This is a genomic window from Rhizobium sp. USDA 3886 (assembly GCF_056279785.1).
In genome coordinates, this window is the sequence record NZ_JBWCDC010000001.1 from 3303456 (window position 1) to 3323701 (window position 20246).

Sequence of the window (20246 nt, forward strand, 5' to 3'; positions counted from 1 at the left end):
CGGCATCCCACGTGGATCAGGTCTTGGTGGCGGCGCCGATCGCTAGAGATTTATAGAGGTCGATATAACGTTCGGCGACTACATCCCAGGAATATCCCCGGGCAGCATCAAGCAGGGCTTGGCGCAATGCATTCCCTTCGAAGGAGAGTCGCCGGTAGGCCGCTTCGATTGCATCGGCGGCCGCTTGAGGGCTGGTGAAATCGGCAAGCGTGATGAGGTCGTGCCGGTTTGCAAGAGCGGTATAGGCCTCGTTGGCATTCAGGACCGGCAGCAGCCCTGCGCTCATGGCTTCCAGCGCAACCAGGCCGAACCCTTCGTATTCCGAAGCCGAGGCAAAGATCGAGGCGTTCGAGATGATCTCCCGAGTCTTATCGTTATCCGGCGAAATATGAAGCGTGACGCTTCCCCGAAGACTTTTGTTTTCGATCTTCCGTTCGAGATCCGAACGATTCAGATCGGATTCGGTCCCGACGATATCGAGATGCCAGGCCGCATCGCGCCCCTTTAAAGCGACCATGAGATCCAGCAGATGATCCAGCCGCTTGTTGACGGAAAAGCGGCCGATGGTGACAAGGCGGCGCCGCTGTTTTTGAGATGCGCCGTCGGCGAATTTGCCGATGTCCACGCCGTTCTCGATCAGGATGCTGGTCTTTGGCGAGATTTTGCGAAACTGTTCCAGATCGGAAACGCTGCAGCCGACGACGCGTTTGTACGCCCTTGCTGACATGCGTGTCAGCGTCTGGAACCACACTTTCTTGATCGCAGCATATTTCCGTGTGTGGAAGAAGGCGCCATGGGTGGTCGCGATCATCGGCTTGCCGTGCAGGAAACGTCCCAGCGCCAATGCATCGAAAAAGAAGTCGATTGCGTGCACGTGAATGAGCGAGGCATCTCCCAGGTGACGGAAGACTTGGGGTGCGATCGGATAGCGAGAGCTGCCCGACCAGGAGATGCGGACGACCTCGATACCGTCGATCACCTCGCGGGCCAGCAGTTTGTTGTCTCGCGTTGTGAAGAGCGAATCGAGCGTTATCACGCGGACGCGGTAGCCGTGTTTAATCGTCTGGCGGGCGAGATTGGCGACAACGTCCTCGAGGCCGCCACGGTTAGGCAGGAACTGGCGGACGACATGCACGATCAGCGGCGCAGCGTGCGTCTTCGGCAATGATGTGACGGTCTCTGTTTCCACTGCTGACATCGCGCCCACCTACCGGCCACATGGCCGCATCTCTCTGACCAGATACTGGATGGCGTTAAAGCGCGGTTTACGAGGAGCCCGACGAAGCGGTTGTTGCGGAAGAAGGTTAACCGCGTCTGTCAGAAGGCCTTGAAGGTCAGCGTCGTCAGCGACCGTACGATGCCGGGGATATTGGCGATGTTGTCGTTGATGAATTTGCCGATATCCTGGCCCTCTTCGATGTAGATCTTCAGAAGCAAGTCGTAGTCGCCGCTCGTTGAATAAAGCTCCGAGACGCGTTCCGTTTTGTAGATTGCGTCGGCAACGTCGTAGGTCTTGCCGGGCGCGCATTGGAGCTGGACGAAAATGGGCTTCATGGGGGTTTCCTGCGAAAAAATCTGATTGGGCGCATAATGCTCGAAAGCGCTCTTCCGATGCAAGACGTTCCGTTATCCCGCTTTGGCTTCGGCGATGATCCAGCCGCGAAAGGCTGAAAGCGGTGCATAGTCGGCCCGCTCGGGAGGATAGGCGAGATAATAGCGTTCGCTGCTTTCCATTTCCCGGTCGATCGCTGCGACAAGATCACCGCGCCTCAGTTCGTCCTGAATGAGAAATGTCGGAAGCAGCGCTACGCCGAGACCGGCGATCGCTGCCTGTGCGGCAGTCGCAAACTGGTCAAAGAGCATACCGTGCACGTTCTGGAAGGCGACGCCGTTGCCCGCGAACCATTTTTCCCAAGCGTCAGTCCGCGTCGTCAGATGCAGAAGAGGAACATTCAGAAGATCCTCCGCCTTGACGATGCCGTGTTGCTTCAAGAATTCCGGGCTGCAGGCGGGAACCGTCTTTTCCGACATCAGGAATGTGAGTTCCGCTCCCGGCCATTGCGGATGACCGAAATGGATCGCGGCATCGATGGAATCGAGCCGGAAATCGAAGGAGGACAGCCGGGTGACGAGATTGATGGTCACGCCCGGGTTCTGGCTCAGGAACCGGCCGAGGCGCGGTGCCAGCCAGCGGGTGCCGAAGGTCGGCAGGATGGCGAGGTTCAGCGTTCCACCATGCGGATTGGCGCGGAGGTTCAGGGAAGCGCTGGATATACGGCGAAGCGCTTCGCGGATCTCGCGCGCATAGCTGTCGCCTGCAAGCGTGAGGCGCACTGTCTGGCGTTCGCGAAGAAACAGTTCAGCGCCGAGCTGTTCTTCCAGCGCCTTAATCTGGCGGCTGACGGCGCTTTGGGTGAGGTCGAGTTCACGTGCTGCCGTCGTCACGCTGCCGGTTCGGGCGACGGCCTCGAAGGCGGCGAGCAATGAAATCGACGGCAGAAAACGTCGTGAAGGCAGCATGGTTCATTCCGATTGAGAATGATCTGTTTCCAAAACGTCGATATTCATGGCGCTGAAGCCCTTGTAAAGAACTTTATCCTGCAAAATCGGAATGACCCGGAGTTCTTTCATGCCGAGCGCCTTCGTTTCCACCGACCGCATCCGTTCGCTTTTCACCGAAGCGATGTCTCAGATGTATCGCTCGGAGGTGCCGCAATACGGCACGCTGATAGAGCTTGTGGCCGACGTGAATGCGGAGGTATTGGCAGGGAACCCCGAATTGCGCAAGCGGCTGGACCGCGCGGGTGAACTCGACCGCATCGATGTCGAGCGCCATGGGGCGATCCGCCTCGGCACGGCAGATGAGCTTTTCACCATCCGCCGTCTCTTCGCGGTCATGGGCATGCAGGCGGTCGGCTACTACGATCTTTCGGTTGCGGGCGTGCCGGTGCATTCCACCTGTTTCCGGCCGGTCGACCAGGCCGCACTCAACGTCAATCCGTTTCGCGTCTTTACCTCGCTGCTGCGACTTGAGCTGATCGAAGATCAGAGACTTCGCGCCGAGGCGGAACGTATCCTGGCCAAGCGCCGGATCTATACACCGCGTGCCATCGAACTGATCGAGCACCATGAGCAGGGCGGCGGCCTGACGGAGGCCCAAGCCGTCGAATTCGTTGCCGAGGCGCTCGAAACCTTCCGCTGGCATGGCGAAGCGACTGTGAGTGCGGAAACCTACAAGCGTCTGCACGATGCGCATCGCCTGATTGCCGATGTCGTCAGCTTCAAGGGCCCTCATATCAACCATCTGACGCCACGTACCCTCGATATCGACGGCGTACAGCGGCGCATGCCGGAACGCGGCATCACGCCGAAGGCCGTCATCGAAGGTCCGCCGCGCCGAGACTGCGATATCCTGCTGCGTCAGACGAGCTTCAAGGCGCTGGAAGAGCCGATCGCTTTCGCCGGCGAGGCGGACAAGACGCAGGGCACGCATACGGCCCGCTTCGGGGAGATCGAGCAGCGCGGCGTTGCGCTGACGGCGAAAGGAAGGGCGCTCTACGACCGGCTGCTTGCTTCCGTCCGCAGCGAAGTGCAGGTCGGTGCTGCGGGAGCCAAGGCCAATGATTATGATTCTGAGCTTACGGGGCGCTTCAAATCGTTGCCGGACAGTTGGGACGCGCTGCGCCGCGAGGAGCTAGCCTTCTTCCACTATTCCACGACGCCTGCCGGCATCGCGGCTGCCGCTGAGGGCAGGCTGCCGCGCGATACTGAGTCGCTGATCGCCGACGGCTATCTGGCTTTCGACCCGATCGTCTATGAGGATTTCCTGCCGGTCAGTGCCGCAGGCATCTTTCAATCCAATCTCGGCACAGATCAGCAGCAGAACTACGCGACGCGCTCCAACCGCGCAGCATTCGAAGAAGCACTGGGCGTCGCCGTGCAGGACGAGCTGAGGCTCTATGCCGAGCGCCAGTCTGCCTCTGTTGACGCCGCGATGACGATGCTGGGGGTTGCGGCTCTGGAGCTGAAAACCGTTGTCTGAGGCTGCTTCCGCAATGCCGTGGACGGCGCTAGAGTGCCTGCCGCGTTTGCTTGGAATGGACTGACCGATGCTGAATGATCCACGCTCCCACGGGCTTTGGGAAAAGACCGCACCATTGCCGCCGGAGACATCCGCGCTTCGGGGCGCGGTGCCGGCCGATGTGGTGATTGTCGGCGGCGGCTACACGGGGCTGTCGTCCGGTCTTCATCTTGCCGAAGCCGGTTCGAAGGTCGTGCTGTTGGAGGCTCAGGAGATCGGTTTTGGCGGGGCTGGCCGCAATGTTGGACTGATCAATGCCGGCATGTGGGTGATGCCGGACGATCTGCCTGGCATTCTCGGGCAGACCTACGGCGATCGCCTGCTCGATATGCTGGGCCACGCGCCGCGCCTTGTCATGGAGCTGATCGAAAAGCACGATATCGCCTGCGAACTTGAAAAGAACGGCACGCTGCATTGCGCCGTCGGCGCGGAGGGATTGAAGGAAATTGAGGCGCGTGCTGCGCAGTGGTCCGCGCGCCAGGCCCCAGTGACGCTGCTTAATGCCGCCGAGACCGCACGTCGCGTTGGCAGCAGCGCCTATGCCGGCTCGCTGCTCGATATGCGCGCGGGAACACTGCAGCCGCTCGCTTATGCGCGGGGTCTGGCGCATGCGGCTGTCAGGGCAGGCATTTCGATCTATACGTCGAGCCCTGTTATCGCAACCGAACAAAACGGCAGCCGATGGACGGTGAAGACCAGGAGCGGGCAGGTGACCGCTGACTGGATTATCGTCGCGACGGACGCCTACAGCACCGGGCCGTGGGAACAAGTGCGTTGCGAGCAGGTACATCTTCCCTATTTCAATCTCGCGACGCCGCCGCTCGGCGATACTCTGCGCAAAGCGATCTTGCCCGGCCGCGAAGGCTGTTGGGATACAAAAGAGATCCTGTCCTCTTTCCGGATGGATCATGCCGGGCGCCTCGTTTTCGGTAGTGTCGGGGCGTTGCGCAATACCGGCGCTGCAGTTCATAGAAGTTGGGCGAAGCGCTCGCTGAAGAGGCTCTTTCCGCAGATCGGCGACGTGGAGTTCGAATACGAATGGTACGGCAAGATCGGCATGACCGACAATGCGCTGCCGCGCTTTCACAAGTTCGCTCCGAATGTCGTTGGCTTCTGCGGCTATAATGGCCGGGGTATTGCGCCTGGCACGGTATTCGGCCGTACGCTGGCGCACCATGTACTGGGCAGGATCGCGGAGGCCGACCTGCCCTTGCCGGTTACGGACCTGCGGGAGCCCGGCTTCCGCGCGCTCAAGGAAATATGGTACGAAGCCGGCGCCCAGGTCGCCCACTTCGCCGACGCGCGCTTTTGAGTAAAAGCTCGCAATCAAGAAGAAGAAAGTTGGAAACACGACAATGACCACTGCTACACTCGATCTCGCAGCCGAAACGAAGAAAGTGCTTTCCGAACTCGGTGTCGATGCGGCCCGCTATACCGGCGGCACCCTGCGTGTCACTTCGCCGGTCACCGGCAAGGAAATCGGCCGGCTCAAGGAGCATTCCGTCGCGGATGCCAAAAAGGCGATCGACGAAGCGCACAACGCTTTTGCCGCATGGCGCGCGGTTCCGGCGCCGAAGCGCGGCGAACTCGTCCGCTTGCTCGGCGAAGAGCTTCGCGCCGCCAAGCCGGCACTTGGCCGCCTTGTTTCGATCGAAGTCGGCAAGATCACGTCCGAAGGTCTCGGCGAAGTCCAGGAAATGATCGATATCTGCGATTTTGCGGTCGGCCTTTCGCGCCAGCTCTATGGCCTGACCATTGCAACCGAGCGCTCCGAGCACCGCATGATGGAAAGCTGGCATCCGCTCGGCGTCGTCGGCATCATTTCGGCCTTCAACTTCCCGGTCGCCGTCTGGTCGTGGAATGCGGCGCTGGCGCTGGTCTGCGGCAATTCCACTGTCTGGAAGCCGTCGGAAAAGACGCCACTGACGGCACTTGCCGTGCAGGCGCTGTTCGAAAAGGCGCTGAAGCGTTTCGTCGCTGAGGGCGGGCAGGCGCCGGCGAACCTCTCGACGCTGCTGATCGGCGGCCGCGCAGTGGGCGAAGTTCTCGTCGATCATCCGAAGGTGCCGCTGGTTTCGGCAACTGGCTCCACGGCCATGGGCCGCGCCGTCGGCCCGCGCTTGTCGCAGCGTTTTGCCCGCGCAATTCTCGAACTCGGCGGCAACAATGCTGCCATCATTTGCCCGACGGCGGATCTCGATCTGACGCTCCGCGGCGTTGCCTTCTCGGCGATGGGGACCGCCGGCCAGCGCTGCACGACGCTTCGCCGTCTCTTCGTGCACGAGAGCATCTACGACAAACTCGTGCCGCGCCTGCAGAAGGCCTATGGCTCGGTCACGATCGGCAACCCGCTGGAAAACGCTACGCTTGTCGGTCCGCTGGTCGACAAGGCAGCCTTCGAGAAGATGCAGTCGGCTTTGTCCGAAGCAAAGTCGGCTGGCGGCAAGATCACGGGCGGCGAGCGCGTCGAAAACGGCGCTGCCGATGCCTTCTATGTGCGTCCGGCGCTTGTGGAGATGCCGTCGCAAACCGGCCCTGTCGAACACGAGACCTTCGCACCGATTCTCTATGTCATGAAGTACACGGATTTCGATGACGTGCTGGAACTGCACAATGCCGTGCCGCAGGGCCTCTCATCGTCGATCTTCACGAACGACATGCGTGAAGCCGAAACCTTTGTTTCCGCCCGCGGCTCGGATTGCGGTATCGCCAACGTCAACCTCGGTCCATCGGGTGCCGAAATCGGCGGTGCTTTCGGTGGCGAAAAGGAAACCGGTGGTGGCCGCGAATCCGGCTCGGATGCCTGGAAGGCCTACATGCGCCGCACGACGAACACGATCAATTACGGCAAAACGCTGCCGCTCGCTCAGGGTGTCAAGTTCGACGTCGAGTGACCTACGAACACATTGGATCGGAAAGGGACGATGACGGTGACCCGCCATCTCCCTTTCTTGCTCAACGAATCCGGCATTTGCCACAGCCGCGGGTGATCACCGCCACTCAAACAATATAGAATAATTCTAAAGTTGATTGATAACTTCAAGTATTTGTGAAGAGGCTTAGCAAGGCAAAACTTGAAAAGCTGGATCAAGAAAAATATACGAGCACGCATCACCCGGGGAGTTTGGGTGACACGGCCATGGAGGGCATCAATGAAAATTTCTCTTACGCGCTTTTCCGCGCTTGCTTTTGCCGCCTCGCTTCTTGCTGCGACGACGCTGGCTTCCGCCGCGAGTGCGCAGGACGCCGAAGGCATCGTCGTCTATAACGCCCAGCATGAAAGCCTCGGCCGCGAATGGATCGATGCCTTCACCAAGGAGACTGGCATCAAGGTCACCATGCGCCAGGGCAGCGACATGCAGTTCGCCAACCAGATCATTCAGGAAGGCGACGCTTCCCCGGCCGACGTATTCCTGACCGAGAACTCTCCGGCAATGGCGCTCGTCGATAGCGCGGGTCTCTTTGCCCCGGTCGACAAGGAAACGCTTGATCTGGTTCCGGCGCAGTACCGTCCGGCCGACGGGATGTGGACCGGCATTGCCGCCCGCTCGACCGTCTTTGTCTATGACAAGACGAAGCTCACCGAAGACAAGCTGCCGAAGTCCCTGCTCGATCTCGCCGATCCGGCCTGGAAGGGCCGTTGGGGTGCGTCGCCTGCCGGTGCCGATTTCCAGGCGATTGTGGGTGCGCTGCTACAGTTGAAAGGCGAAGAAGCAACGGCTGCATGGCTAAAGGCCATGAAGGAAAACGCAACGCCCTACAAGGGCAACAGCGTTGCCATGAAGGCGGTCAACGCCGGCGAAGTCGAAGGCGCGGTCATCTACCACTACTACTGGTTCGGCGATCAGGCGAAGACAGGCGAAAACAGCAAGAATGTCGGCCAGCATTACTTCAAGAACCAGGATCCCGGCGCTTTCGTCAGCGTTTCGGGTGGCGGCATTTTGAAGTCCACCCAGCACATGAAGGAAGCCCAGGCATTCCTGAAGTTCGTCGCCAGCAAGGGCGGCCAGGACATCCTGAAGAACGGTACGTCCTATGAATACGCGGTCAGCGGTGAATCGAACGACAAGCTCGTCCCACTTGCCGATCTCAATGCACCGAAGGTTGAGGCTTCCGAACTCGACAGCAAGAAGGTCGTCGAGCTGATGACGGCTGCTGGCCTGATCTAAGCCTTTCTGCCGCAGGCGGATCGAGTCAAAACTATTGCTTTTGGCTCAAGAAAACCTTAGGGCATGATCAAACTAGGCAACCGCTTCAGATAGAGGCGGTTGCCTTCCTTTTTCAGCGTATAAAGGCGCCGGCCTTGCTGCAAGACAACAGATCCCTTGTTTCCGAGCTCGCGCCCGGCAATAGGGCGCCAGTCAGCGGAACAGGTTTGCTGCGCGGGCGCATGCCCCACGCCTCCGTCGTCGTCTTTGCAACGCTGGTCGCAATTATGAGTCTCTTACCGCTCGGCTTCATCGGCTGGATTACCGCCGATGTCGGCTGGCAGACGGTAAAGGCACTGGTCTTCCGTCCGCGTGTCGGTGAGCTGCTCGTCAACACCATCTTCCTTGAAGCACTCACCATTCCTTTGTCGATTGTGCTTGCCGTGACGCTCGCGTGGCTGACGGAGCGGACCAATGTTCCGGTTCCGCGGTTGTGGTCCTGGCTTGCTGTTGCGCCGCTTGCCGTTCCGGCCTTCGTGCACAGCTATGCCTGGGTGAGCCTCGTTCCCGGCATGCGCGGCCTGCAGAGCGGTGTCTTCGTTTCCGTGCTTGCCTATTACCCTTTTCTCTACCTGCCGGTCGCTGCCGCCCTTCGCCGCCTCGACCCGGCGATCGAGGATGCGGCGGCGTCGCTTGGCCTTGGCCCTTGGCGCGTCTTCTTCCGCGCGATCCTGCCGCAGCTGCGGCTTGCGATCTGTGGAGGCTCGCTCCTGATCGGGCTGCATCTCCTGTCGGAATACGGGCTTTACGTGATGATCCGCTTCGACACTTTTTCGACCGCGATCGTCGATCAGTTCCAGTCTGCCTATAACAGCCCCGCAGCCAACATGCTCGGCGGTGTGCTCGTCGCTTGCTGCCTCTTCCTGCTCGGCCTGGAAATTCTGCTCCGCGGCAACGAGCGCTACGCCCGCGTCGGCTCCGGTTCCGCGCGTCCCGCCGATCGCCGCCATCTCGGCTGGTTTGTGGTACCTGGTGTTCTGCTGCCGGGAACGCTTAGTGTGCTGACGCTTGGCGTGCCGCTCATGACGCTCGGCCGCTGGCTCTATTTAGGCGGCACGGAGATCTGGCGGCTGGATGCTGTCGGAAATGCTTTCGTTCAAACGGTCGTCCTTGCGGTCGCTGGCGGCGTCTTGACGACGATCGCGGCCGCGCCGATGGCCTGGTTGTCGGTCCGCGCACCGGGACGATTCCAGCGATTGCTCGAAGCCTGCCATTATTATGTCGGCTCGCTTCCCGGCGTCGTTGTGGCACTGGCACTGGTGACGATCACCGTGCGGCTGGCGCTGCCGCTCTACCAGACTTTTGCGACCCTCATCGTTGCCTATGTCCTGCTCTTCCTGCCGCGCGCGATGGTCGGCCTTCGTGCCAGCATCGCGCAGGCACCTGTAGAGCTGGAGCGGGCCGCCATGGGCCTGGGTCGCACGCCATCGCAGGCCGTACGCCAGATTACCATGCGCCTTGCTGCCCCGGGCTTTGCTGCAAGCATTGCGCTGTCGGCGCTCGGCATCACCAACGAGCTGACGGCAACGCTGATGTTGTCGCCGAACGGTGTTGAAACGCTGGCAACGAAATTCTGGTCGCTGACCAGCGAAATCGACTATGTGTCGGCCGCTCCTTATGCGGTGATGATGATCGTGCTGTCATTGCCGCTGACGCTTCTTCTTTATGCCCAATCGAAACGGACTGCCGGCCAATGACACTGCTTACGATCCAGTCTGTCAGCAAGCGCTATGGCCCGGTGAGAGCTTTGGACAAGGTGACGCTGGACGTTGCCGCCGGCAGCCGCACCGCCGTCGTCGGCCCCTCGGGTTCCGGCAAGACGACTTTGCTGCGCATTGTTGCCGGCTTCGAGCGGCCAGATGAAGGGCAAGTCATCCTGAATGGCGAAGTGCTCGCGGATGGCTTGGCAACCGTTCCCGCCCACAAGCGCGGCATCGGCACCGTTTCGCAAGACGGCGCGCTTTTTCCGCATTTGAGCGTTGCCGACAATATTGGCTTCGGTTTCGAGCGTGGCGCTCGCGATCGCGAAAAGCGGATCGTCGAACTGCTGGATATGGTCGAGCTCGACCGCAACATGCTGACGCGCCGTCCTCACCAGCTTTCCGGCGGTCAACAGCAGCGTGTGGCGCTCGCGAGAGCCCTCGGCCGCAAGCCGCGTCTCATGCTGCTCGACGAGCCCTTCTCGGCGCTCGATACCGGTCTTCGCGAACACATGCGCAAGGCCGTTGCCCGCGTCCTCCAGGCGGCGGACATCACGACGATTCTCGTCACCCATGATCAAGCAGAGGCTCTCTCTTTTGCAGATCAGGTCGCGGTGCTCAGGGAAGGCAAGCTGATCCAAGCGGGTTCACCGCAATCGCTCTACCTGCAGCCGAAGGACCGCGAAACCGCACTCTTCCTCGGGGATGCGGTGATGCTTCCGGCGATCATCCGCAATGGCTTTGCCGATTGCGCGCTCGGCCGCGTCGCAGTGGAAGGCGGCCATCAAGGCAAGGCCGAGATCATGCTGCGGCCGGAGCAGATTCGCGTCGTTGCCGATGAAAGCGAGCCCGCCTACGGAGGCCGCGTCGTTGAGGTGGAGTTCGGCGGTGCGACCTGCACCGTGGCGGTGTCGCTGGAAGGGGTGGCGCTGCCGCCGATCCTCATCAAAACATCCAGCGTGGCTTTGCCCGAGCGCGGCGATCGTGTTCGCCTTGATATCGCCGGCAAGGCGCATGTCTTCGGCGGCCGTTAAGCCGTCTTTCGCGAAACACTTTCCGTTTCCGCCTGCTCCAGCCAGCCGCCCGTAAAGCCGGCACGTTCGAGGCCGAGCCGGATGATCGGCGACCGTTGCATCAGGCTCCAGATGAACTCCGACCGATCGTTTTCGATCGTCATCACCAGCAGTCCCTGGTCGATCGCGACGCACCGGTCGTCCACCCAACCTTCGGGCCGGGCGGTCTTCACTGATGGATTGAAGCCGCCCGGAAAGCGGCCTTCGCAGAGCAGATTGGGATAGGCAGCCAGCAGCGCCTTCAGGCCGTCGACCGCCGCCTGCCGGTCATAAGGCAATGCCGCAAGCGCCGCCCAGGGTGCGATTGTCCCGTCGTCCGGGCCAAGTGGTGCACCGCGTGCGGCGTAACCCAGAACCTTCGGATGCCGGCCGCTACGCATGTTCCGCGTTGGCGGCGGACCGTCGGAGGCGGAAAATCCCCAGACATTCCTGTTGTAGCCGACGAAGTGCCCGGGATTGCGCTCGGCATAATCGCGCTGCACGGCGATCGAAACCTGGGTGTTGCGGAAATAGTCCCAGTCGCGTGCAGCCATCTCCCTGTCCTGAATCCCGCGGAAGCCGATCCAGGCATGGGAGAAAAGGTGAATGAAAAACGGTCCGGCATAAAGATAGGGCTGCTTGCCGAAGAGCATCCAGGAATAGCTTGAGACGAAGGCATCGTAGCTCGATTGCGGGATCGGATGGGTGGGCGAAGCGAGCGCTAGCGTGTAGAGCAGGATCGCCTCGTCATAGCCCTGCCAGCGCCAGCGCAGAAAGCCGCTTCCAGGCTTCCAGCCCATGCAGACAGTCTGTCCTTTATTCAACGCCCAATGCCAGTCGATGCGCTCATAGATCAATGTCACCAGTTCGCGGATTTCCGTCTCGATCGGATCGGCGCCATCGAAGTAGGCCGCAGCCGTCAGCATGCCGGCGACGAGCAAGGTCGTGTCGATCGTTGAGAGCTCGCTGTTCCATGCACGGTGGCCGGTATCCATATGCAGGAAGTGGTAATAAAAGCCACGATAGCCGGTCGCATGGCGCTCGCGCCCTTGATGGCTCCCGGCAAAGAAGCGCAGCGTCGTGATCGTCCTGCCTGCCGCTTCCGCCTGCGTAATCCATCCGCGTTCGACGGCGACCGTATAACTTGAAAGCGCAAAGCCGGTGGCAGCGATGCTGCAGGGAACGTCGGGTATGGACGTATCCGCGACCAGGCCGTTTTCGGGATTGGAATACTTCAGAAAATAGTCGAATGCGGATTTCTGCAGCCTGTCGATCAGCGCGGCATCCGTGTCGTCAAATCGTTGCAGCATACATCAAACCAACCGTTGTCCGCCCTCGTTCAACATGGCGATGCATTGCGCACAAATCAAATTCTTTTCAGATAATGCGACAAATGGCTGCGACCGGTCGTTTGGCGCTGGCGCGGCGATATCGGTGCACAACAACAAAAAAACGCCTTTCGGCGGATTATTAAGTATCTGATGTTATTGTGTCCGACCTGAGCAGGTGACGTTTTGTGGTGCGCCGACTTCAAGGGCGAGTTCAAGCTCGGCGACGGTCGATACTGTTACCCGCTGACGGTCACCGACCATCCATCGTGCCCTCGGCACTGAGTTCCCCGATCCATTGCACGTCCTTCACGCCGGGACCAAACGGCTCCCGAACATGGATGATTTCGTGCTAGGGAGCGCGCGAGCGCGGGTGGAAGGTTTTCGTCTACCAAAAACTTCACGCAGCTCTCTTCAATCGCACCGCGTCGCGAACCACGCTGACTGGCACTTCGAATATTCGTGCGACATCCTCGACCGATCCCTCTGCCTCGACGGCATCAACGCCAGATCCCTTTTCGCGGTAGCGACAAGGTAGCGACACGAGAAAAACCCTTTCGGACTTCTCAAGACGTCGCATCCGTAAAGGATTGATTTTACTGAGAAAATTGGAGCGGGCGAAGGGATTTGAACCCTCGACCCCAACCTTGGCAAGGTTGTGCTCTACCCCTGAGCTACACCCGCTCAATCCGCATCGGTCCGGGGTAGTTGATGGACCGTGGGCTGCCACCTTGCGGCGACGGGCGCTATATGGCCCAATCGATTTTCAAATGCAACAGGGAAATGACGGAAAGGCCAAGAAAAATTCGGAGTGCTCGGAAGCTCCTTCGCAAACCGCCGCAAATTCAAGGAAAAGCGTCGATCACGAACATTGCAAAACATGTTCCTCCGACTTAATCAGGGCGCCTTACCCCTTTCATTCCAGACGGATGCCGCGATGACCGAAGCCAAGCCGAAAAACAGAGACGATCTTTTCGCTTTCCTCGACGGGCTCGGTATCGCGCACAGCACGCGGCAGCATGCTCCGGTCTTCACCGTGGCCGAATCGGTGTCGCTGCGCGATGAAATCCCTGGCGGGCATACAAAAAACCTTTTCGTGAAGGATAAGAAGGATCAGTTCTTCCTGCTGACCGTCGAAGAGCATGCCGTTGTCGATCTCAAGACCGTGCATGCATCGATCGGTGCGGCCAGCAAGGTTTCGTTCGGCAAACCGGAAAGGCTGATGGAATATCTTGGCGTGATCCCCGGCGCGGTCACGGCCTTTGGCGCTATCAACGACACCGGCAACAATGTGACCTTCGTGCTCGATGTGGACTTGATGAAGGAGGAGATCGTCAATTGCCATCCGTTGTCCAACGATGCGACGACGTCGATTGCAAGCGCAGACCTCATCCGCTTCATGGAAGCGACCGGCCATAAGCCGCTTGTCTTGAAAGTGACGGCCTGACATACGATTTTAGCGCTAGAAAAGCCGGGCACCGGCATGGCGGGAGATACCAATGAGCGGCAGCAACAATCCTTACGGCAATTCCTTCGGCACGCAGATGTCGGCAACGGCGAACTTCGGTTCGGCGCCGCTGCCGGCGGCAGGCGGCGGACATATCAAGGATACGACAACCGCCACTTTCACGACGGACGTCATCGAGGAATCGCGCAACCAGCCGGTGCTCGTTGATTTCTGGGCGCCTTGGTGCGGCCCCTGCAAGCAATTAACGCCGGTGCTCGAAAAGGCGGTCAACGAGGCGCAAGGCCGCGTGAAGCTCGTGAAGATGAATATCGACGACCATCCGTCGATCGCAGGCCAACTCGGCATTCAGTCGATCCCGGCCGTGATCGCCTTCGTCGGCGGCCGCCCGGCCGATGGTTTCATGGGTGCTGTGCCGGAAAGCCAGGTTCGCCAGTTCATCGACCGCCTCGCCGGTCCTGCCGGTGCGGATCAGGCTGCGGAGATTGAAGCGGTGCTTGAGGAGGCGTCTGGCCTTCTTGCCGCGGGCGACGTCAATGGTGCCGCGCAGCTCTACGGTGCAGTGATGCAAGCCGATCCGGAAAATGCCAAGGCGCTTGCTGGGATGGCCGAATGCATGATTGCCGCCAACCAGCATCAGCGCGCTCGCGAAGCGTTAACCGATCTGCCGGAAGGGCTTGCCAATGACGCCGGGATTCAAGCCGTCATCACGAAGCTCGATCAGATCGAAGAAGCTCGCAAGCTCGGCGATCCCGTCGCCCTGGAGCAGGACCTTGCGCTCGATCCGGACAATCACGACGCACGCATGAAGCTTGCCAAGATCCTGAACGTCGAGGGAAAGCGCGATGAGGCGGCAGACCATCTGCTCCACATCATGCGCAAGGACCGGACCTTCGATGACGATGGCGCGCGCCGTCAGCTCCTGCAGTTCTTCGAAGTCTGGGGCTTCAAGGACCCGGCAACCGTGTCCGCGCGGCGCAAGCTTTCAGCGATGCTCTTCTCATAACTTTAGAAACCTTGCCCTTGCGTTTTTGGGCAAGGGCACCACATTTCAGAGGCAGAACAGGAGTATCGTTTCGCTCCTGCCGGTTGGTTGCGGGACAAGTTTTGATGCAAGTCGGGAATGCAAGATATTTAAAGCCCGGCGATCTGCCAGATTCGATCGCCGTCTTTCCTCTGACCGGCGCTCTTCTTCTGCCTACGGGACAGCTTCCGCTGAATATTTTCGAGCCACGTTATCTCGCGATGTTTGACGCCGCTCTGGCCGGCAACCGGCTGATCGGCATGGTCCAGCCCGCGCTTGGCGATAACGATTCGATGGCGGGCGAGAAGGGTGGCGAACCTCATCTCGCTCCCGTCGGCTGCATCGGGCGGATCACCTCTTTTGCGGAGACGGGCGACGGGCGCTATATCGTTTCGCTGACGGGCGTTTGCCGCTTTCGCCTACTTGGCGAGAAAATGACGCATGAGCCGTTCAGAAGCTTCCATATCGCTCCCTTCATTTCCGATCTCTCCGCACGCGATGAGGAAGACGCCGTCGATCGTGGCGCCTTGCTCTCCGCGTTCAGGGCTTATCTCGATGCGAACAAGCTGGAGGCCGATTGGGAAAGCGTTGAGCGCGCCAGCAATCTGACTCTCGTGAATTCGCTTGCGATGATGTCGCCCTTTGGCCCTGCAGAGAAGCAGGCGCTGCTGGAGGCACCCGATCTTAAGACCAGAGCGGAAACCCTGATCGCCATTACCGAAATCGTGCTGGCGCGCGTCTTCGGTGACTCCGATACGGTTTTGCAGTAAATCATCGGGCATGGACGAAAAACTCAGCCGTGTTGACCCGAAACTGCTTGAGCTCTTGGTTTGCCCGCTGACCAAGGGAAGGCTCAGCTATGACCGGGAGCACAACGAACTCGTCTCGGAAAAGGCGCGCCTTGCCTATCCGATCCGTGACGGCATCCCGATCATGCTGGTGTCAGAGGCACGGAGGCTTGACGATTAGATCGTCTCGCCTGCCAAAAGCCTTGGATTGTTCCTGGCCGCCGTGCCGGCCGCCTGCCCGATGAAGAAGGACTTGAGGCTCGGCAGCCTGTCGACGATGCCGAGGCCGACATCGCGGGCAATGCGCACCGGCATTATGTCATTCGAGAACAGCCGGTTCAGCACGTCGGTCGTAACCCCCATGCGGAAGGTGTCGAAGCGGCGCCAGGCCTGGTAGCGTTCGAGAATATTGATCGAGCCGATATCGAGCCCGAGGCGGTCGGCCTCGACGACGGTCTCAGCCAGCGCGGCCACGTCCTTGAAGCCGAGATTGAGGCCCTGGCCGGAAATCGGATGAATGCCGTGTGCCGCATCGCCGGCAAGTGCAACGCGCGGTGCCACGAAGGCGCGGGCAAGCGTGAGGCCGAGCGGGAAGGCACGCTTTTCGCCAATGACCTTAAGCGCGCCGAGCTTGTGCCCGAAACGGCGCTCCAGTTCCTCCTCGAAAATCAGGTCGTCGTCGGAAACAAGCCGGTCGGCATCGTGCGTGCGTTCGGTCCAGACAAGGGAGGAGCGGTTGTTGGTGAGCGGCAGGATCGCAAACGGGCCGGACGGGAGGAAATGCTCTTCGGCGCAGCCATTGTGCGGCCGCTCATGCTCGACGGTCACAACGATGCCGGACTGGCCGTAATCCCAGGTGACCGTCTTTATGCCCGCCAGATCGCGGAGCTTCGACCGCACGCCGTCACAGGCCACGAGCAGGCGTGACTCCAGCATGCTGCCATCGGACAGCGTGATGGAAATCCGGTTTTCTTCCGTCTTCAGGCCGGAGGCGCTCAGTCCATGCCGGATTTCGATGCCGAGCCGGTCGCAGACGCCGCGCAGCGCGCGGACCATGACGGCGTTCGGGATCATGTGCGCGAAGGGGCGGCCATCTTCCACTTCACCGTCGAAGGTAAGGAAAACCGGACGCACCGGATCGGAGGTCCTGGAATCGGTCACAATCATCTTGGTGATCGGCTGGGCTTCCGGAAGGATTTCTTCCCAGATGCCGAAGACCTCCAGCATCTTCGTTGCCGCGGCGATGACTGCGGAGGCGCGCATATCCTTCTGCCAGACATGCTCAGGCGATGCTTCAACGACCGCAATCTCAAGGTGGGGGGCTGCCTGCTTGACCGCGACCGCCGCGGAAAGGCCGACATAACCTCCGCCAACAACCAGCATGTCCAGCATCGCCCGCTCCCCGCGCTTGTGATTACAATGACGATCTATATAGATCATCGCATCCCCACTTCCTACCGTCGGGAGCTGAACAAATGATGGAAGACGCAGCCAAGCCCACGGCCATGGAAACGCTGCTCGCGACGCTCGATCTCGAGCCGATCGAGGTGGATATCTTTCGTGGTCGCAGCCCGCAGGTTGGCTGGCAACGCGTTTTTGGCGGACAGGTGATCGGTCAGGCACTGATGGCTGCCCAGCGGACGATCGAGACAGAGCGCTTCGTTCACTCGCTGCATGCCTATTTCATGCGGCCGGGCGATCCTTCCGTGCCGATCGTCTATCAGGTGGAACGCATTCGCGACGGATCGAGCTTCAATACGCGCCGGGTCGTGGCGATCCAGCACGGCAAGGCGATTTTTGCGCTCTCGTGCTCCTTCCAGATCGAGGAACCGGGTTTCGATCACCAGATCGTAATGCCGGATGTTCCGACGCCGGAAAAGCTGCTCGGCGAGCAGCAGATCAAGGAACAGTATCTCGCGCATGCGCCGCCGGCTGTGCGCAAATACTGGGAGCGCGAACGGCCGATCGAAATCCGGCCGGTTTCGCTGACGCACTATTTTTCCGACAGGAAGCTCGATCCCCGCCAGGACGTCTGGGTGCGCGCGACGGGGACGGTCCCGGATAACCGGCTCTATCAAGCCGCAGTGCTTGCCTATCTCTCAGACATGACGCTGCTTGATACCTCGCTCTACGCTCACGGAACGTCGATCTTCGACCAAAGCCTGCAGGTTGCGAGCCTCGACCATTCCATGTGGTTTCATCGGCCTGATAAACTTACGGATTGGCTGCTTTACACGCAGGATAGTCCATCTGCTTCCGGCGCTCGTGGGCTCACGCGCGGTAGCCTGTTCACGCGGTCTGGCGTTCTGATTGCGTCAGTCTCGCAGGAAGGTTTGATTCGGAAAAAGGCAAATGAATAAAAAATGTGCAATTTCTCAAATTTGGGCATTATTTGGGCGGTTCTTGCCCTACCATTTGCCTCTTAAATAGCATCGTTCATTATACTCTTTATTTTTCAATAGCTTATAGTCTGCTTCGAATCTGGCACGCCCTTTGAATGTATATCCCCAGTCGCTGTTCGTGAACGTCAGCGGCAAGGAGAGTCGGCTCCGCGCCGAGGATAACGAAGGATGGGAAAACCAGATGAAAATTGTGATGGCCATTATCAAGCCGTTCAAGCTCGATGAGGTCCGCGAAGCCCTCACGGCGATCGGCATCCAAGGCCTGACCGTGACCGAGGTGAAGGGCTACGGACGCCAGAAGGGGCATACCGAAATCTATCGCGGTACGGAATATGCAGTCAGCTTCCTGCCGAAGCTCAAGATCGAAATCGCCGTCGCATCAGAAATCGTCGACAAGGCCGTCGAAGCCATCGCGTCGTCAGCCAAGACCGGCCAGATCGGCGACGGCAAGATTTTCGTCTACTCGATCGACCATGCCGTCCGTATCCGCACGGGCGAAACCGATACCGAAGCGCTGTAAGAACGGCTGAGCAAGGAGCTTTATTCCAATGTCAATTTCGAAGTTTTCCTCCACATTTGCGCGGCTCGGGGCTGCGTCTGCCGCGCTTTTCGCGCCGGTCGTCGCCTTCGCGCAGGAGACCGCGCCGGCTGCTGCCGATGCCGCGGCTGCAGCGGCTCCGGCCTTCACCATGGACAAGGGTGACAATACCTGGATGCTCGTCTCATCGGCGCTCGTGCTGTTGATGACCATTCCGGGCCTGGCTCTCTTCTACGGCGGTCTCGTGCGCGCCAAGAACATGCTCTCCGTGCTGATGCAGGTCTTCATGATCACCGCCGTTGTGTCCCTGATCTGGGTCACCTACGGCTACTCGCTGGCCTTCACTGACGGCGGCTCGCTGAACAGCTTCGTCGGCGGTTTCTCCAAGGCCTTCCTCGCCGGCGTCAACACGTCGTCGCTTGCCGAGACCTTCTCGAAAGGCGTCGCCATTCCGGAATACACCTTCATTGTGTTCCAGATGACGTTTGCCTGCATCACGCCCGGCCTCATCGTCGGTGCGTTTGCCGAGCGCATCAAGTTCTCTGCCGTCATCCTGTTCGTTATCCTGTGGGTCACCTTCATCTACTTCCCGATGGCGCACATGGTTTGGTTCTGGGGTGGTCCGAGCTCGTACACTTCGCCGTCCGGCCTGATCTTCTCCTATGGTGCAATCGACTTCGCCGGCGGCACGGTCGTTCACATCAATGCTGGTATTGCCGGCCTCGTCGGCGCCATCATGCTCGGCAAGCGTACGGGCTATAAGAAGGAAATCATGGCTCCGCACTCGATGACGCTCACCATGGTCGGTGCAGCGCTTCTGTGGGTCGGTTGGTTCGGCTTCAACGCCGGCTCCAACCTCGAAGCAAATGCCTACGCTTCGCTCGCCATGATCAACACTTTCGTCGCAGCGGCTGCTGCCGCTGTTTCCTGGTGCATCGTTGAAACCTTCGCCCGCGGCAAGGCTTCCATGCTGGGTGCTGCTTCGGGTGCAGTTGCCGGTCTCGTTGCCGTTACTCCGGCAGCAGGCTTTGCAGGTCCGATGGGTTCGATCGTTCTCGGCCTCATCGTTTCGCCGGTCTGCTACTTCTTCGTCGACGTTGTAAAGAACAAGTTCAACTACGACGACAGCCTTGACGTCTTCGGCGTCCATTGCGTTGGCGGCATCATCGGCGCAATCGGCACCGGCATTCTCGTCAACCCGGCTCTCGGCGGTGCAGGCATCGTCGACTATTCGACGGCGGATTTCGCTGCTTCTTATGCTGGTACGGCAACTCAGGTCTGGGCTCAGTTCAAGGGCGTCCTGACGACCCTCGTCTGGTCGGGCGTCGGCTCTGCGATCCTCTACAAGATCGTCGACCTTATCATCGGCCTGCGCGTAACCCCGGAGGCAGAACGCGAAGGTCTCGACCTGTCGACCCACGGCGAAGCTGCCTACCACTCTTCTTGATCACAGGGATTGCGGCGCCCGGCAGAGGGCGCCGCAGAACAGCCCGTCGCGGCCGATCGAAATATATAGGCCGCATCTTGGCCCGGACCTTTTCAGGTTCGGGCCTTTTTATTTGCCGGTCGGGCCTATCCGATCTCTCATGGTTAACATCGCTTTAACCCTCCTTTGATTAGGTGGAGCGGACGCATATTGCGTGGCGACGCCTCGGCGATT

The 20246-nt window shown here is 60.0% G+C and carries 18 protein-coding genes and 1 tRNA gene; 13 read left to right on the top strand and 6 right to left on the bottom strand.

The genetic code is table 11. From position 1 onward, the window contains the following. Positions 1-16: 16 nt before the first annotated feature. The 3 genes from ACZ9BX_RS16715 to ACZ9BX_RS16725 all read right to left on the bottom strand — a co-directional run bounded on the left by ACZ9BX_RS16715 (position 17) and on the right by ACZ9BX_RS16725 (position 2520). Positions 17-1198, bottom strand: coding sequence for a glycosyltransferase family 4 protein (locus ACZ9BX_RS16715; RefSeq protein ID WP_476218990.1), 1182 nt, complete (start codon positions 1196-1198; stop codon positions 17-19). Between the two features lie 119 nt (positions 1199-1317). After that, positions 1318-1554 (bottom strand): Lrp/AsnC ligand binding domain-containing protein, encoded by a 237-nt coding sequence (locus ACZ9BX_RS16720; RefSeq protein WP_027512108.1) that lies wholly within the window; start codon positions 1552-1554, stop codon positions 1318-1320. A gap of 72 nt (positions 1555-1626) precedes the next feature. Beyond that, complete coding sequence (locus tag ACZ9BX_RS16725; protein WP_476218993.1) at positions 1627-2520, bottom strand: LysR family transcriptional regulator; 894 nt, start codon at positions 2518-2520, stop codon at positions 1627-1629. Between the two features lie 91 nt (positions 2521-2611). Here ACZ9BX_RS16725 and hglS point away from each other — a divergent pair, with 91 nt between their 5' ends. The 6 genes from hglS to ACZ9BX_RS16755 all read left to right on the top strand — a co-directional run bounded on the left by hglS (position 2612) and on the right by ACZ9BX_RS16755 (position 11023). Further along, on the top strand, positions 2612-4042 hold the full coding sequence (gene hglS / locus ACZ9BX_RS16730; RefSeq protein WP_476218995.1) for a 2-oxoadipate dioxygenase/decarboxylase HglS: 1431 nt from the start codon (positions 2612-2614) through the stop codon (positions 4040-4042). A gap of 67 nt (positions 4043-4109) precedes the next feature. Continuing rightward, positions 4110-5393: an NAD(P)/FAD-dependent oxidoreductase gene (locus ACZ9BX_RS16735; protein WP_476218996.1), complete on the top strand. Its 1284-nt coding sequence runs from the start codon at positions 4110-4112 to the stop codon at positions 5391-5393. Between the two features lie 43 nt (positions 5394-5436). Further along, a complete protein-coding gene (gene amaB / locus ACZ9BX_RS16740) occupies positions 5437-6975 on the top strand; it encodes an L-piperidine-6-carboxylate dehydrogenase (protein ID WP_476218997.1) in 1539 nt (512 codons plus the stop codon). 258 nt (positions 6976-7233) lie between these two features. Further along, a complete protein-coding gene (locus tag ACZ9BX_RS16745) occupies positions 7234-8250 on the top strand; it encodes an iron ABC transporter substrate-binding protein (RefSeq protein ID WP_476218998.1) in 1017 nt (338 codons plus the stop codon). 221 nt (positions 8251-8471) lie between these two features. Next, the gene (locus ACZ9BX_RS16750; protein ID WP_476219000.1) at positions 8472-9986 is read left to right on the top strand and encodes an ABC transporter permease; all 1515 of its coding nucleotides are present in this window, start codon (positions 8472-8474) and stop codon (positions 9984-9986) included. Then, positions 9983-11023: an ABC transporter ATP-binding protein gene (locus ACZ9BX_RS16755; protein ID WP_476219001.1), complete on the top strand. Its 1041-nt coding sequence runs from the start codon at positions 9983-9985 to the stop codon at positions 11021-11023. The genes ACZ9BX_RS16750 and ACZ9BX_RS16755 overlap by 4 nt, the downstream gene beginning before the upstream one ends. Here the strand turns inward: ACZ9BX_RS16755 and ACZ9BX_RS16760 are convergent. Together ACZ9BX_RS16760 and ACZ9BX_RS16765 are read right to left on the bottom strand one after the other, a co-directional pair. Continuing rightward, positions 11020-12351: a glucoamylase family protein gene (locus ACZ9BX_RS16760; protein ID WP_476219002.1), complete on the bottom strand. Its 1332-nt coding sequence runs from the start codon at positions 12349-12351 to the stop codon at positions 11020-11022. The two genes, ACZ9BX_RS16755 and ACZ9BX_RS16760, sit on opposite strands and share 4 nt — an antisense overlap. Before the next feature lie 627 nt (positions 12352-12978). Continuing rightward, positions 12979-13053 (bottom strand) — tRNA-Gly (locus ACZ9BX_RS16765). A 253-nt stretch (positions 13054-13306) separates the two neighbouring features. On the opposite strand from ACZ9BX_RS16765, the gene ACZ9BX_RS16770 reads away from it, so the two are divergent. The 4 genes from ACZ9BX_RS16770 to ACZ9BX_RS16785 all read left to right on the top strand — a co-directional run bounded on the left by ACZ9BX_RS16770 (position 13307) and on the right by ACZ9BX_RS16785 (position 15827). Next, complete coding sequence (locus ACZ9BX_RS16770) at positions 13307-13816, top strand: prolyl-tRNA synthetase associated domain-containing protein (protein ID WP_476219003.1); 510 nt, start codon at positions 13307-13309, stop codon at positions 13814-13816. A 52-nt stretch (positions 13817-13868) separates the two neighbouring features. Next, complete coding sequence (gene trxA / locus ACZ9BX_RS16775; RefSeq protein WP_476219004.1) at positions 13869-14840, top strand: thioredoxin; 972 nt, start codon at positions 13869-13871, stop codon at positions 14838-14840. Between the two features lie 104 nt (positions 14841-14944). Continuing rightward, the gene (locus ACZ9BX_RS16780; RefSeq protein WP_476219005.1) at positions 14945-15628 is read left to right on the top strand and encodes an LON peptidase substrate-binding domain-containing protein; all 684 of its coding nucleotides are present in this window, start codon (positions 14945-14947) and stop codon (positions 15626-15628) included. 10 nt (positions 15629-15638) lie between these two features. Then, positions 15639-15827 carry a Trm112 family protein gene (locus ACZ9BX_RS16785; RefSeq protein WP_027511792.1) on the top strand — a complete coding sequence of 63 codons (189 nt, stop codon included), beginning with the start codon at positions 15639-15641 and terminating at the stop codon, positions 15825-15827. Here ACZ9BX_RS16785 and ACZ9BX_RS16790 read toward each other — a convergent pair. Beyond that, complete coding sequence (locus tag ACZ9BX_RS16790) at positions 15824-17086, bottom strand: ubiquinone biosynthesis hydroxylase (protein ID WP_476219006.1); 1263 nt, start codon at positions 17084-17086, stop codon at positions 15824-15826. The two genes, ACZ9BX_RS16785 and ACZ9BX_RS16790, sit on opposite strands and share 4 nt — an antisense overlap. Before the next feature lie 35 nt (positions 17087-17121). Between ACZ9BX_RS16790 and tesB the strand changes: the two genes are divergently transcribed. From tesB to ACZ9BX_RS16805, 3 genes are all read left to right on the top strand, one after another. Next, entirely contained in the window at positions 17122-18006 is an 885-nt protein-coding gene (gene tesB / locus ACZ9BX_RS16795) for an acyl-CoA thioesterase II (protein ID WP_476219007.1), read from the top strand. 223 nt (positions 18007-18229) lie between these two features. Next, a complete protein-coding gene (locus ACZ9BX_RS16800; protein WP_027511789.1) occupies positions 18230-18568 on the top strand; it encodes a P-II family nitrogen regulator in 339 nt (112 codons plus the stop codon). 28 nt (positions 18569-18596) lie between these two features. After that, entirely contained in the window at positions 18597-20033 is a 1437-nt protein-coding gene (locus ACZ9BX_RS16805) for an ammonium transporter (RefSeq protein WP_476219009.1), read from the top strand. The last annotated feature ends 213 nt before the right edge of the window (positions 20034-20246 follow it).